Genomic DNA, 13,999 nt, shown 5'->3' on the forward strand with positions numbered 1-13,999 from the left:
CTGAGCTCCTTTCCCCCTTTTCCCCAGGCCCTACGACGGCTGTTTTTGTTTTTTATTTTTTAAATCCATAAGAACCAAACAGCCGAACAGAGGCTCCCGAACCATTGGCCATTGCACTTCCCCTCAGCCTGTGAAACCGTGGGACACCTCAGCGCGCTCAGGTCTTCAGGACGATGAAGGTGGTCTGTTCACAGTCCGAACTGAATAGCGCTCTGCAATTGGTGAGCCGTGCAGTCGCCACACGCCCCACGCACCCGGTTCTGGCCAATGTCTTGCTCACCGCCGATGCCGGCAGCAACCGCCTCAGTCTGACTGGTTTTGACCTGAGCCTGGGAATTCAGACGTCTCTCGCCGCCAGTGTGGACACCAGCGGGGCCATCACACTGCCGGCCCGTCTGCTGGGAGAGATCGTGTCTCGCTTGTCCAGCGATTCTCCGGTCACCCTCGCCGTAGACGATTCCGGTGAGCAGGTTCAGCTCACCAGCCTCAGCGGCAGCTATCAGATGCGCGGCATGAGCGCTGACGACTACCCCGATCTTCCGATGGTGGAGAGCGGCATGACGCTCAAGCTGCAACCTGAACGGTTGGTGCAGGCGCTCAAAGGCACCCTGTTTGCCAGCAGTGCTGATGAAGCGAAGCAACTGCTCACCGGCGTGCATCTCAAGTTCAACCAGCGAGCTCTGGAAGCGGCTGCCACCGATGGTCACCGCCTTGCCGTGCTCAATGTTGAAGATGCCCTGCAGGATGCAGCCGTGACCGATGCGGTGGACGACGAGGGGTTCGACGTGACGCTTCCATCGCGCTCACTGCGGGAGGTGGAGCGGCTGATGGCGTCCTGGCGGTCCGATGAACCGGTCAGTTTGTTCTGTGATCGCGGCCAGGTGGTGTTTCTTGCGGCCGACCAAATGGTCACCAGCCGCACCTTGGAAGGTACCTATCCCAATTACGGCCAGCTGATCCCCGATGGTTTCACCCGCACCTTTGGAATGGACCGTCGCGCTCTGATCGCTGCTTTGGAGCGGATTGCTGTTCTCGCTGATCAACACAACAACGTTGTGAAATTCAGCAGTCAGCCCGAGGACGGTGTTGTCCAGATCAGTGCCGATGCGCAGGATGTGGGCAGTGGCTCTGAATCGCTTCCCTCCAACTTGGAGGGTGACGCCATGCAGATTGCCTTCAATGTTCGCTATCTGCTGGATGGCCTGAAAGCCATGGGCTCTGATCGGATTGTTCTCCACTGCAACGCGCCCACCACGCCGGCTGTGCTTCGTTCCGAGGAAGCGTCCGAAGCCTTCACTTATTTGGTGATGCCTGTTCAGATTCGTTCCTGATGTGTCGCTACCGGATCAGCTGCTCCTCAGTGATCTTCTGAGTCATACGGTTCGTTGTGATCTGGGTCTGGATCACGGGCCTGGGTTCATGGCCTGGATGCATCCGCCGGTGCATCGGCTTCTGGGCTGGGTCAGCCGTCCATCGGCCCTGCGCATGTCACGGGATGTCTGGCGTTTGAACCAATGTTGTGGTTTGAGCGATCAACAGGTGTTTGTGCGTGGCGAGCCGGCGGTCACCGATCAGGTGACCCTTGAGCGCTTGCCCACGCTGATGGATGCGGCCTTGCTGGACCGTGACGGTGAGCGGATCGGCAGCGTTGTGGACCTTGATTTTCGACCTGCCGATGGCGCGATTCTTCACTACCTAATCGCCCGCAGCGACCCGCGGTTGCCGGGGAGTTCCCGATGGCGTTTGGCTCCCGATCGCATCCTTGATCAACAACCGGGTCAGATCCAAACCGGCCTGATGGGATTGGACGATCTGCCCATGGCTCGCGCCAGCGTTCGGCACGATCTGCTCCAACGCACTCAACACTGGCGGGACCAGCTCCGTTCCATGGGTGATCGGGCCGGTGATCGCCTGGAGGGTTGGTTGGACGACTCGCCCATCGATGAGCTGCGATCGGAAAGCGTGCGCTTCAGATCCGACGACGAGGATGAACCAAGAGAGGTGTCTGGACCTGAGGTCTGGGACGATGAAAGCTGGGACGAGACTCCCTCCCGCCGCCGTCACGAGGACGAAGATCCCTGGGTTTGACGGGCGGTCGGCAACACTGGGGGGAGGTGCTCCGCGATTCGTGGTTTCCTCCCCTGCGTACGACATAGCTGCAGCCCTGAAGCAGGAAGGGCTCAAGCCCAGTGACTGGGATGAGATCTGTCGGCGTCTCGGCCGCGAGCCGAATCGAGCCGAACTGGGCATGTTCGGCGTGATGTGGTCCGAACACTGCTGCTATCGCAATTCCCGGCCTTTGCTGAGTGGCTTCCCCACGGAGGGACCACGCATCCTTGTGGGACCCGGCGAAAACGCTGGTGTGGTGGATCTCGGTGGGGGCCATCGGTTGGCCTTCAAGATCGAAAGCCACAACCACCCCTCCGCCGTCGAACCCTTTCAGGGGGCAGCCACAGGGGTGGGCGGCATCCTGCGTGACATCTTCACGATGGGGGCCCGTCCGATCGCGCTGCTGAACGCTCTGCGCTTCGGCCCTCTTGAGGATCCCGCCAACGTTGGCTTGATGGAAGGCGTTGTGGCCGGCATTGCCCATTACGGCAACTGCGTTGGTGTCCCGACGGTGGGTGGCGAGGTGGCTTTTGATCCCTCCTATTCCGGCAATCCGCTGGTGAATGCCATGGCCCTTGGCCTGATGGAGACCGAGGAGATCGTCAAATCCGGTGCGATCGGGGTCGGAAATCCTGTGGTGTATGTGGGCAGCACCACCGGTCGGGACGGCATGGGGGGAGCCAGCTTTGCCAGTGCTGAGCTCAGTGCCGATTCCTTGGACGATCGACCCGCCGTTCAAGTGGGCGATCCGTTTCTGGAGAAAGGGCTGATCGAAGCCTGCCTTGAGGCCTTCGCCAGTGGTGATGTGGTGGCCGCGCAAGACATGGGCGCCGCTGGTCTCACCTGCAGCTGTTCGGAAATGGCCGCCAAAGGGGGCCTGGGGGTGGAACTGGATCTGGACCGTGTTCCGGCCCGTGAAACCGGGATGACGGCTTACGAGTTTCTGTTGTCGGAATCCCAGGAACGGATGTTGTTCGTGGTGAAGGCCGGCCGGGAGGACGCCTTGATGCAGCGCTTCCGTCGCTGGGGCCTGCAGGCGACGGTTGTGGGCAAGGTGCTCCAGGAACCGATTGTGCGGGTGTTGCATCACGGTGCCGTCGCCGCTGAGGTGCCGGCCACAGCTCTTGCCGATGACACTCCAATCGAAAAACATGCCCTGTTGCAGGAGCCCCCGGCGGACCTTCAGGCGCTCTGGAGTTGGACCGAGCAGGAGCTTCCGGAGCTGAGTGATGCCCCAGCAGCTCTGCTGCAGCTTCTGGACGATCCCACCATCGCGAGCAAGCAGTGGGTTCACCGTCAGTACGACCAGCAGGTGCTGGCCAACACGGTGGTGTCGTCCGGTGCCGCAGATGCCGCTGTGGTGCGCCTCAGACCCCAGCAGGGTGATGGGTCCATGGCGGCCTCCAACCGCGGTGTGGCCGCCACGGTGGACTGCCCCAATCGTTGGGTTGCTTTGGACCCTGAACGAGGAGCACAGGCGGCTGTTGCTGAAGCGGCACGCAACCTGAGTTGTGTGGGGGCGGAGCCCCTGGCGGTGACCGACAATCTCAATTTCCCGTCACCGGAAACACCTAAGGGCTTCTGGCAGCTGGCGATGGCCTGTCGGGGGATCTCCGATGCCTGCCGTGCTCTCAACACCCCCGTGACCGGCGGCAATGTCTCCCTCTACAACGAGACCAAACAGGACGACGGCACGATGCAACCGATCCATCCCACGCCGGTGATCGGCATGGTTGGCGGCGTTGATGACATCAGCCGTGTGACCGGCTTGGCTTGGCAACAGCCCGGCGATGCGATCTTCCTCATCGGTGTTCCGCCGCAGGATGTTGCTGATCCCAGCCTTGGTCTGGCGGGCAGTGCCTATCAGCAGCAGATTCTTGGGTCCCTGGCAGGACGTCCGCCGAAGCCTGATCTCGCTGCCGAAGCCGCAGTGGGAAAACTGGTGCGTGAGGCGATTGCTCAGGGTCTGTTGGCCTCCGCCCATGACTGCAGTGATGGCGGATTGGCTGTGGCCTTGGCTGAATCCTGTATCGCTTCTGAATTCGGCATCAACGTGACGCTGACCACAGGTTCGGCCCGTTTGGATCGGGTTCTGTTCGCCGAAGGCGGCAGCCGGGTGATTGTGTCTGTCAACGCAGCCTGCCTGCCTGCATGGGAGCAGTTGATCGGATCCAATCCAGCGCTCCCCGTCACCCCGCTTGGCAGCGTCACCGCGGAGGCTCGATTGGTGATTCGATCCGAATCGGATGTTCAGCTCGATCTCGAGGTGCAACGCTGTGCCGCCGTTTTTCGTGATGCGCTGCCCCGACGGATGCATTCGGAGTGATTGAGTCAGGCGTTGCCTGACGGTCGTTTCTCTTCCTTATCTCTCTGTCTACGGATTCATCATGTGCGGCATTATCGGAATGTTCTGTGTTGACTCAGTCAACCAACAGATCTACGACAATCTGCTTCTGCTTCAGCACCGTGGGCAGGATTCGGCAGGGATTGTCACGATGGACAATCACACTTTCCACGTGCACAAACAACGGGGACGTGTGCGTGAAGCCTTTCGCACCCGAGACATGCGAAAGCTTTTGGGCAATGCCGGGATCGGTCACGTTCGCTATGCCACCCGTGGTGCCGCTGCGTCCGAAGAGGAAGTTCAGCCCTTCTATGTGAATGCCCCCTATGGCATCACTTTTGTTCATAACGGCAATCTCACCAATACGCATCAGCTCGAGCAGGATCTGTTCAAAATTGATCGTCGTCACACCAATTCGACCAGCGATACGGAGATGCTGGTCAATGTGTTGGCCACGGAGATTCAATCTCAGCTCACAGGCCGTGATCTGACTCCAGATCAATTGTTTGATGCGGTGTCATCCCTGCATCACCGCGTTCAGGGTTCTTATGCCGCCATTGCTCTGATTGCCGGTCATGGAATGCTGGCGTTTCGCGATCCCTATGGAATTCGCCCTCTGATTCTTGGTAGGCGTCTGTCTCAACAGGGCCGAGAAGAGTGGATTGTCGCCAGTGAATCGTTGGTGATTGAAAACAGCGGCTACGAGATCGTTCGCGATGTGGATCCTGGTGAAGCCGTGTTCATCGACGTTGATTCCAACTTGCACCAGCGTCAGTGTGCCGACTCGCCTCGGTTGATTCCCTGTGCATTTGAGTATGTGTATCTCGCACGGCCGGATTCCGTCATGAATGGCATCTCGGTGTATGAGTCACGGTTGCGGATGGGTGATCGTCTTGCTCAAACCATTGCCGAAACGTTGCCGGCTGGTGATATCGATGTTGTGATGCCGATTCCTGATTCAGCAAGGCCGTCGGCGATGCAGGTGGCCAAGCAATTGGGTCTTGATTACCGCGAAGGTTTTTACAAGAACCGCTACGTCGGTCGAACCTTCATCATGCCGGGACAGGCTGAACGTAAGAAATCTGTGCGGCAGAAACTCAATGCTCTCGGTACTGAATTTGCTGGAAAGAATGTCTTGATCGTCGATGATTCGATTGTTCGTGGCACAACATCCCGCGAGATTGTTCAAATGGCACGCAGCGCTGGTGCCAACAAGGTGACGTTTACCTCGGCGGCGCCACCGGTTCGCTATCCCAATGTTTACGGGATCAACATGCCGACGCGGGCGGAACTCCTTGCCCACGGCCGAACCAATGATGAGATTTCAGATGTTCTCGGCGCCGATCATGTTGTTTATCAGACCGTTGAGAACTTGCTGGAAAGCATTGTTGAGAACACTGAAATTAAAGATCTCGAGATGTCTTGCTTTGATGGCCACTATGTGACCGGCGGAATCGACGAAGACTATTTCCAATGGCTGGAACAGAACTGCAGCTCCTGATCAGGGTTGCGGTTGGATGGGGTCGATCACATCAACGATGGTCTCTCCCTTCTGAAGAGACGCCTGCTCCGTGGGTTTGTCTCCGGGTTTTGAGACGTTGATGTTTTCCGGATCCAAGCGCCCGTGACGATCCTTGCTGGTGCGCACACCAACAAGACCGCATCCAGTGCTGATGCCCACCAGGCGATCAGATTCCGCATCAATCTGTACCGCCATGCTGCCGAGATCGCCCCGCTGGTTGTAGCGAAGGCCTGAGCAGTCGATTCGCACGATTACCCCCTGCCTGGTGATCAGCATCAGTGGTGTCTGTTCCGTGCAGACGGCTCCAACGATCTGTTCCCCGGGGAGCAATCGCATGGTCATGGGTCCCTGTGCCAATCGACCCATCAACGGAAGTGAATCTTCAGTGACTCGCAGTCTCAGCAGGCGACCGATGTCGCTGATCAACATCAGTGTTCCCTGATCGCGGCAGATCACTGCACTGTTGAGCTCGACGCCCTCTTTCAACTTGAGAACGCTGGTGGCTCGACCGGAAAGGTCCACCACTTCGCTGAGGGGGAGCCGCTTAAAGCGTCCATCGCTGCTGAGCAAGCCCAGACTCAGGTCGTCGATGTTCTGGCTGGGCAGCGACAGCAGCGAAACGATGGGGTCCCCGTCGAGGCCCGTGGGCAGGAATCGGTCAATCGGGCCGGGTTGCTGTCCAGCAAATTCCCAGCGCACCTGGGCGATGCGTCCCCCCGCACTTACTGCCAACAGTCTTGGTGGTGGCTCGATCGGCAGAATCACCCGTGCCGGAGATGGTGCATCACCAATGGGGCAAGGATCATTGAGGTGCAGTCGGCCCAGCACCTGGGGGGTGACGATCTTCACTTGGCCATCGGCCTGGATCAGCACCCGACCATCTCCGGGCAGTGCAGCTAGGGCCTGCTGACGCAGAAGTTCCGTGTTCGGCCGTTGGCTGGCCGCCCGTTCGGCCATCAGGGCATCACCGCCCTCCACCAGGCGGGTTCGACGCGGGGTGCTGAAGCGTTTTTTCAACGCTTTGAGCTCTGTCACCATCGCGTCCAGCAGCTGATCCCGGTTGTTCAGGAGCAACTTCAGGCGTTGACGTTCCGCTCGAAGCTCATCCAGCTCCTGGCGCAGGCTTTCCTGTTCGAGTCCGGTCAGGCGCCTCAGGGGCATGGCCAACACCGCATCCGCCTGCCGTTCGCTGAGGTCGAGGCGCACCATCAGGCTGGCGCGGGCTGAGGCGGCGTCATTCGCCTCCTGAATCATGGCGATCACAGCCTGAAGGTTGTTCAGGGCTGTGATCAGTCCTTCCACCACCTCAAGCCGGTCTTCGGTCTTGCGCAGGGCATGACTGGTGCGCCGGATCAGGGTCAGTTCCCTGAAATCGAGGAAGGTCTGCAGCAGTTGGCGCAGTGACAGTTGCTGGGGTTGTCCATCCACCAAGGCGAGAAGGATGGCTCCGAAGTTGCTCTGCAGTGCCGTTCGTCGTTGCAGATTCTTCAGCACCTTCTCGGGATCTGCATCGCGACGCAGCTCCACCACCACACGCATGCCTTCGCGATCGCTTTCATCGCGGATGTCTGCAATTCCGCCGATTTTTCCGTCGTTGACGGATTCCGCCAGCTTTTCAATCCAGCCAGCTTTGCTGAGTTGGTACGGCAGTTCCGTGACGATCACGGCATTGCGCTTGTGGCGTCCTTTGCCGGGTTGCACCTCTTCGGTGTGGGCGACCCCGCGCATCGGGATGCTGCCGCGTCCATGCAGGTAGGTGTCCCGCAGGCCCGAACTGATCAGCACTTCACCGCCCGTGGGGAAGTCGGGCCCCGGGATCAGTTCCAGCAGTTTCTCGTCACTCAGCTCCGGCTTGCGGATCAGGGCGATCAGGCCATCCACCACCTCTCCCAGATTGTGTGGAGGAATGCTGGTGGCCATGCCAACGGCGATGCCGGAGCAGCCGTTCAGCAGCAGGAAGGGAAGCTGGGCCGGAAGAACAGTGGGTTCCTGTTGGGACCCGTCGAAGTTCGGCGCAAAATCAACCGTGTCTTCACCGATCTCCTCAAGCATCGCCTGATGGGAGATCGGCGCCAAGCGGGTTTCGGTGTACCGCATGGCCGCCGGTGGGTCATCGTCCACCGAGCCGAAATTGCCGTGGCCGTCGAGCAGTGGGTGACGGCTCGAGAAGCTCTGAACAAGCCGCACCAAGGCGTCGTAGACGGCCTGATCACCGTGGGGGTGGTATTTGCCAAGGACGTCACCAACAACCCTGGCGCATTTCCGATAGGGACGGTCTGGGGTGAGCCCCAGTTCCTGCATCGCGTACAGAATCCGCCGTTGGACAGGCTTGAGACCATCGCGGGCATCGGGCAAGGCCCGACCCACGATCACGCTCATGGCGTATTCGAGATAGGAGCGCTGCATCTCCTGATGCAGGGCGATCGGTTGAACGCGCTCCTCAGCCATTCGGTCTGTCGCTCTCCGACCGGAAGGCGCTCAGCCTACAGATGATCACTGGCTTTCTTCCACGTTGCGTTCGCTTGGGCCCGTTCCACGCTGTTGGTGAGTTCCGGTTCGCTGAGCAATTGTGCCGTCGCCTCACGGATCCGAACACCCCAGAGCTGTTCTGCCTGGTGCAACGGCAAGACGTAGTTGGGGTTCTTGGCCAACGCTGTGGAAGCCAGCTGGATCGCCTCGGCCTGCTCACCCCGTTGATGCAGCGCTGCGGCCAGGGCCAGCATCGGTTCCGCGTTGGCCTCCAGCTTCAACACCCGGCGCCAGCGCCGCACTGCTTCCTGACGTTGGCCCATCTCGAAGAGAACGAGGGCTTGGTTGTTCAGGGCTTCCCAGAAGTCCGATTTCAGTGCTGTGGCTTTTTCGAAGGACTCCAGGGCCAAAGGGAGCTCGTCCTGCATGATCCTGGCGTTGCCGAGGTCGAAATAGGCCGCGGCATTGTTCGGATCCAATTGGAGTCCGCGGGCAATTAAAGGCACAGCGTCTTCCGGTCGCTCTGCTCGCAGGGCGATGGCTGCTTCGGCAAACCAGAGGCCGGCCTTTTCAGGATTCAGCTGTTTGGCGCGGGCCAGAGACCGGCTTGCATCCTTGAGGTTGTTGTTGCGGAGTTGAGCCTCCGCCAGGATCGACCAGAACCGTTCATCATTGGGGTTGAGCCGGACCGCCAGAGCAGCGAGTCGCGCTGCATCCTTGGCTTGCCCCAGCTGAAGCAGCTGCGCAGCGGTCCGTCCGATGCCGATTGAAGAACCTTTGAGCTCCTCTTCGCTGGGCAGGTAGATGTAGGGAATGAGGGCGTTGGCGGCCGGGGCGCCGAACCAACCCCCCAGAACGACCAGTGCTGCCGCCAGCGTCCGACTGAAGCGAATTCGACGCAGCACTGGAGTGAAGGTGGAGTCGCTAAAGCGTAGGTGTGGGATCTGCTTGTGCTGCAGCGGCGTTTCGCCGCCACATCCAGGGTTTGATTCGTCGTAGGGCCGACCCCCGCAGGTTCTGGTCCCAGACGCTGTCATCCCAGGTCTGGATGTCCTCCTTGTGCAGATTCAGCAGCCATGGGCGTGGCTGCACCTCTGGATCGCTGCTTTGGGGCAGGGTTCGATGGTTCCAGGGGCAGACGTCCTGGCAGATGTCACAGCCCGCCACCCACGGTCCAAGGGCGGCGCGAATGCTCTTCGGTAAGGCGTCCTCTCGGTTTTCGATCGTGTGAAAGGCCAGGCAGCGCCTTGCATCCACCACAAAAGGTTCGCGGATCGCATCTGTGGGGCAGGCATCGATGCAGGCGGTGCAGCGTCCACAGAGGCTGCGGGCTGGTGGGTCGGCGTCCAGAGGCTCTGTGGTCAGCAGATGGCCAATCACCATCCACGAGCCCCGTTCGGGGTGAATCAGATTGCTGTGTTTGCCGATCCAGCCCAGGCCGGCTTCCTCGGCCCAGGCCTTGTCCAGCAGCGGCGTGGAGTCAACACAGGCGCGCCAGCCACAGTCGGGCCGCTGTTCCGAAAGCCAACGACCGATCCGTCGCAGCCGCTGATCCACAACCCGGTGATAGTCCCGCCCCCAGCCGTAGCGGGCGACTTTGAGGGAGCCGGGGGAGGGTTGAGCGTCGACGTAATAGTTGAGGCCAACGGCGAGCACGCTGTTGGCTCCGTTCAACAGAAGTCTTGGGTCTTGACGTCGGGGGGCCGCCATCCAGGCCATGTCGGCCTGATGGCCATGGTCCAACCAGCGCTGCAGAGCTTTGGTGCGCAGTTGCAGCCTTGGGCTTCCTGGGATCCTGGCAATGCCAACGGGATTGAAGCCCTCTTCAGCGGCGCGGCGCTTCAGAGCCTGACTCAACAGCGTTTGTTGACCGGTGACATGCCCTTGCATCGACCTTAATCTTGGTCGCTCATCAACATTTTCTTCGTGACCGGCACTGAGACAGGACGGTTTGCTCCCTTACTGCGCTGGCTTGGTTTGACCCTCGTGGTGATCCTCGTCCTGCAGATGCTTGCTGTTCTTGTCGGTGTCGACTGGAGTGCGGATGCTCCTCGCCCGCAGGTCACCGGACCGCTGGTGGCCCTTGCTCCTCTGGGATTTGCCGGTTTGTTGATCTGCTTGATCGGGTCACGGCTCGATCAGCCTCAGCAGCAGCGCACTCCTCTTCGCCTGCTGATCGCCGTTCTGTCAGGTCTGTTGGCCCTCGGCATGGTGGTTGCAGTTCCCATGTCCCTCGATGGAGGTGCTGGTGACGTTGCCCGCCTGCGCAATCTTGAACAGGGCCGCGAAGCTTTGAAGGATGCCCGAGCCTTCCGCGCCGATAAAGCACAGGTGACGTCCCTGGGCGAGCAGCTGGCCCAGGCCGGTCAACTCGCTGCCGATGCCACCGATGAAGACAAGCTACGGGCGGCCGAAAAGATGGTGGACGATCAGATCGCCCAGATGGAAGCGCAACTCAAGACCGTTGAGGCCGGTCAGGCCCGTGAATCCCAGCAGCGGTTCATCGGTGGAACCATCACTGCTGTGGTGCTTGCGATTGCATTTGTGCTGCTTGCCTTCACGGCACTGCTCTGACCGCTGGTTAGGTTGGTCAAACTTCATTCAAAGCTGGGCGCAGTAGCTCCTTGGTCCAGTCCAATCCCAGACCCGATCTGCCACTGTCCGCAAGGCTTCGGCAGGATCTGAAAAACGACCTGATTGCAGGGTTGCTGGTGGTCATCCCGCTGGCGACAACGATTTGGCTGTCAACGATCGTCAGTCGCTTTGTTCTGGCGTTCCTGACCTCGATACCGAAGCAGTTCAATCCGTTCATCACCCTGAATCCACTGCTTCAGGATCTGATCAATCTGGCTCTCGGTCTCACGGTGCCTCTGATGGGCATCCTTCTGATCGGCCTGATGGCCCGAAACATTGTGGGTCGCTGGCTGTTGGAGTTCGGTGAAGGCACCTTGAGCCGCATTCCCCTGGCTGGATCGGTTTACAAGACGCTGAAGCAGCTGCTTGAGACCTTTTTCCGCGACAACTCCTCCCGCTTCCGCCGTGTTGTTCTCGTTGAGTACCCACGGGAGGGATTGTTCAGCGTTGGTTTTGTCACCGGTGAAGTGGGGCCTTCACTTCAATCCGATTTGAAGGAGCCGCTGTTGAGTGTGTTCATTCCCACCGCTCCGAATCCCACCACCGGTTGGTACACCCTTGTTCCAGCTGGATCCGTCCGAGAGCTTGAGATCAGCGTTGAAGAAGCTTTCCGAACGATCATTTCGGCCGGCATCGTCAACCCCGACGATCGGGAGGCGCCCGTGAATCGGAGTTTCTCCAGCCTCATGGCCCAGTTACGGGCTTCTGCATCTCCTTCCAGCTGAGTCATGGCCACACGATCCCTTACACGCGAGCTGGCCTTGCTGGTGCTTGGTCAAGTGCCGGAACAGAAGTCAGCCTCAGTTGCTGACCTGGCCCTTGATTCCATCCTGGACCAAGCCCTCGACACCCTGACCCAGCACTGGCGTGAGTCGCTTGATGCCAGTGCTGCCGAGCTCGATCAAGCGCAGCAGTCTCTGCTGGACAGCGAGTTACAGCAGGGCGAACCAGGAACCCATGACACCGTCCGTACCCATCTGCGCGACTCTTTGAGTTCCGCTGAACAGGTGCTGAATGGTTTGTCCGCCAGTCTTGAGTTGCCTCGGCTGTTGCTGCTTGGCGACCAGGAGCAGATTCGCCGCGGCGCCATGGAGCGGGTTCAGAAGGTGCTCACCCAGCGCGAGGGCATCGATAAACGGTTGGATCAGGTGATGGAGGGCTGGAGACTGACCCGGCTTCCGCGGATTGATCGAGACATCCTCCGGTTGGCTGTCGTTGACCTGGAAAGCCTGCGTACTCCCGCTCCGGTGGCGTTCAACGAGGCGGTTGAGCTGGCCAACCGTTACAGCGATGAGCAGGGTCGCCGGATGATCAATGGTGTGTTGCGTCGCTTCCATGACGCTCAATCGAAAGCATCGGTCTGATGGTGTTCAACTGGTTCGAACGACAGGCTGAGGAGTCACCGACGCCGGAACCGACGCCCACCCCCGCGCCGACGCCGGAACCGATGGCTGGTGGGACTGATGCCCCCGTTTCAGCGGCGCCGGAGCCGACTCCAGCTCCTGCAGCTAGTGAGGAAGAGGATGAGGCTCTGGTTTGGGCCCGTGAGGCCTATGCCCGGCTGAAGGCTCAACAACAGGCCGCGGCCTCTGTCGCCGAAGCGGCCCCTCAGCCCACCCCTGCGCCCAGTCCAGAACCAGCGCCTACACCTTCACCAACCCCAACTCCAGGACCGGCACCGTTACCAACGCCGTCCCCGCTCCCGAGTCAGCCACCAAATCCCACACCGACTCCAGCACCAGCCCCCGGACCGTCGCTGCTGGAGCAGGCCGCGGCTCAACGCCAGCAGCGTCAGCAGGATCTTGATGAACGGGCTCTCGAGGCTCCCCCTGCACCCACGCCGGCTCCCACCCCTGTGCCAGCTGTCGAGTCAGAAGAGCCGCAGCTGGGTGACTTTGATCAGGATTTCACCTGGTCTGCCGAAGTGCTTGCAGCCCAGGGCCGTCAGGTTGATCAGGTTTCCCTTGAAGAAATCGATTGGTTGGGTCGGCTCCGCCGCGGCCTTGAAAAGACCCGTCAGGGCTTTGTTACCAGCCTGCTGGAGAATCTCGGTGACGATCCGCTGACGCCAGAGGTTCTCGACGATCTCGAAACCCTCTTGCTGAGGGCGGACGCTGGCGTCCAGGCCACCGATCAGGTGCTGGATGCCCTGCGACAGCGGATGAATGAGGAGGTGGTCGATCCTGCCGAGGGAATTCGCTTCCTCAAGGAACAGCTGCGTGGCCTGTTGGATGCCCCGATCCAGGCCAGTGGTGTTCCTCTGCTGGCGCCCGAACGGGATCGCCTCAACATCTGGTTGATGGTGGGGGTGAATGGGGTTGGTAAGACCACCACGCTTGGAAAACTTGCCAACCTTGCTGTTCGCAGCGGCTATTCAGCTCTGATCGCGGCCGCCGATACCTTCCGGGCTGCAGCTGTCCAGCAGGTTGAGGTCTGGGGAGAGCGCAGTGATGTTCCAGTGGTGTCCAACCCCAGCAGCAACGCCGACCCCGCTGCCGTTGTCTTCGACGCGATTGGTGCCGCTCGCTCGCGCAAGTCTGATCTGCTGTTGGTGGACACCGCCGGACGCTTGCAGACCAAGCACAACCTGATGGAGGAACTCCAAAAAGTCAGAAAGATCATCGACCGTTTGGCGCCGGAGGCGAAGGTTGAATCCCTGCTGGTTCTTGATGCCAGTCAGGGTCAGAACGGGCTTCGCCAGGCCATGGCCTTTGCCCAGGCGGCAGGTCTTACCGGCGTTGTGATCACCAAACTCGATGGCACGGCCCGTGGCGGTGTTGCGCTGGCGGTGTCGTCTGAGGCTGGATTGCCGATTCGTTTCATCGGCGCTGGGGAAGGGATTCGCGATTTGCGCCCCTTCAACAGTTTTGAATTCGTTGAGGCTCTGCTGGCTGGACGCTGAAGCGTTGCTACCTTGCGGA

At 60.2% G+C, this 13,999-nt stretch carries 11 protein-coding genes; 8 read left to right on the top strand and 3 right to left on the bottom strand.

Annotated elements, in window-relative coordinates; genetic code table 11:
* Positions 1-173 precede the first annotated feature (173 nt).
* From dnaN to purF, 4 genes are all read left to right on the top strand, one after another.
* Positions 174-1,331: a DNA polymerase III subunit beta gene (dnaN, locus tag SynA1544_RS00005; protein WP_186514364.1), complete on the top strand. Its 1,158-nt coding sequence runs from the start codon at positions 174-176 to the stop codon at positions 1,329-1,331.
* Position 1,332: 1 nt separating this feature from the next.
* Positions 1,333-2,088: an RNA methyltransferase gene (locus SynA1544_RS00010; protein WP_186514365.1), complete on the top strand. Its 756-nt coding sequence runs from the start codon at positions 1,333-1,335 to the stop codon at positions 2,086-2,088.
* 40 nt (positions 2,089-2,128) lie between these two features.
* Complete coding sequence (gene purL, locus SynA1544_RS00015) at positions 2,129-4,435, top strand: phosphoribosylformylglycinamidine synthase subunit PurL (protein ID WP_186514366.1); 2,307 nt, start codon at positions 2,129-2,131, stop codon at positions 4,433-4,435.
* A gap of 61 nt (positions 4,436-4,496) precedes the next feature.
* Positions 4,497-5,954 (top strand): amidophosphoribosyltransferase, encoded by a 1,458-nt coding sequence (gene purF, locus SynA1544_RS00020; protein ID WP_186514367.1) that lies wholly within the window; start codon positions 4,497-4,499, stop codon positions 5,952-5,954.
* Here the strand turns inward: purF and SynA1544_RS00025 are convergent, their stop codons facing one another.
* Genes SynA1544_RS00025 through queG form a run of 3 tightly spaced genes read right to left on the bottom strand, consistent with a single transcriptional unit; the run spans position 5,955 to position 10,334 of the window.
* Positions 5,955-8,423, bottom strand: coding sequence for a DNA topoisomerase (ATP-hydrolyzing) subunit A (locus SynA1544_RS00025; RefSeq protein WP_186514368.1), 2,469 nt, complete (start codon positions 8,421-8,423; stop codon positions 5,955-5,957).
* A 35-nt stretch (positions 8,424-8,458) separates the two neighbouring features.
* Positions 8,459-9,349 carry a tetratricopeptide repeat protein gene (locus SynA1544_RS00030; protein WP_186514369.1) on the bottom strand — a complete coding sequence of 297 codons (891 nt, stop codon included), beginning with the start codon at positions 9,347-9,349 and terminating at the stop codon, positions 8,459-8,461.
* Positions 9,350-9,368: 19 nt separating this feature from the next.
* Entirely contained in the window at positions 9,369-10,334 is a 966-nt protein-coding gene (gene queG / locus SynA1544_RS00035; protein WP_186514370.1) for a tRNA epoxyqueuosine(34) reductase QueG, read from the bottom strand.
* A 36-nt stretch (positions 10,335-10,370) separates the two neighbouring features.
* Here queG and SynA1544_RS00040 point away from each other — a divergent pair, with 36 nt between their 5' ends.
* From SynA1544_RS00040 to ftsY, 4 genes are read left to right on the top strand one after another with little or no spacing between them, the layout of a single operon-like run.
* Positions 10,371-11,018 carry an HpsJ family protein gene (locus SynA1544_RS00040; RefSeq protein ID WP_186514371.1) on the top strand — a complete coding sequence of 216 codons (648 nt, stop codon included), beginning with the start codon at positions 10,371-10,373 and terminating at the stop codon, positions 11,016-11,018.
* A 50-nt stretch (positions 11,019-11,068) separates the two neighbouring features.
* Positions 11,069-11,803, top strand: a complete 735-nt coding sequence (locus SynA1544_RS00045) for a DUF502 domain-containing protein (RefSeq protein ID WP_006849770.1) — start codon at positions 11,069-11,071, stop codon at positions 11,801-11,803.
* 3 nt (positions 11,804-11,806) lie between these two features.
* Complete coding sequence (nusB, locus tag SynA1544_RS00050) at positions 11,807-12,442, top strand: transcription antitermination factor NusB (protein WP_186514372.1); 636 nt, start codon at positions 11,807-11,809, stop codon at positions 12,440-12,442.
* Positions 12,442-13,980 (top strand): signal recognition particle-docking protein FtsY, encoded by a 1,539-nt coding sequence (gene ftsY, locus SynA1544_RS00055; protein WP_186514373.1) that lies wholly within the window; start codon positions 12,442-12,444, stop codon positions 13,978-13,980. The genes nusB and ftsY overlap by 1 nt, the downstream gene beginning before the upstream one ends.
* Positions 13,981-13,999: the final 19 nt, after the last annotated feature.

It is taken from the genome of Synechococcus sp. A15-44 (genome assembly GCF_014280115.1).
Lineage (GTDB): Bacteria > Cyanobacteriota > Cyanobacteriia > PCC-6307 > Cyanobiaceae > Parasynechococcus.

Excerpts from the sequence above, each read along its gene's own strand:
- dnaN (WP_186514364.1), top strand. The coding sequence starts at position 174 with ATGAAGGTGGTCTGTTCACAGTCCGAACTGAATAGCGCTCTGCAATTG.
- purF (WP_186514367.1), top strand. The coding sequence starts at position 4,497 with ATGTGCGGCATTATCGGAATGTTCTGTGTTGACTCAGTCAACCAACAG.
- SynA1544_RS00025 (WP_186514368.1), bottom strand. The coding sequence starts at position 8,423 with ATGGCTGAGGAGCGCGTTCAACCGATCGCCCTGCATCAGGAGATGCAG.
- queG (WP_186514370.1), bottom strand. The coding sequence starts at position 10,334 with ATGCAAGGGCATGTCACCGGTCAACAAACGCTGTTGAGTCAGGCTCTG.
- nusB (WP_186514372.1), top strand. The coding sequence starts at position 11,807 with ATGGCCACACGATCCCTTACACGCGAGCTGGCCTTGCTGGTGCTTGGT.
- ftsY (WP_186514373.1), top strand. The coding sequence starts at position 12,442 with ATGGTGTTCAACTGGTTCGAACGACAGGCTGAGGAGTCACCGACGCCG.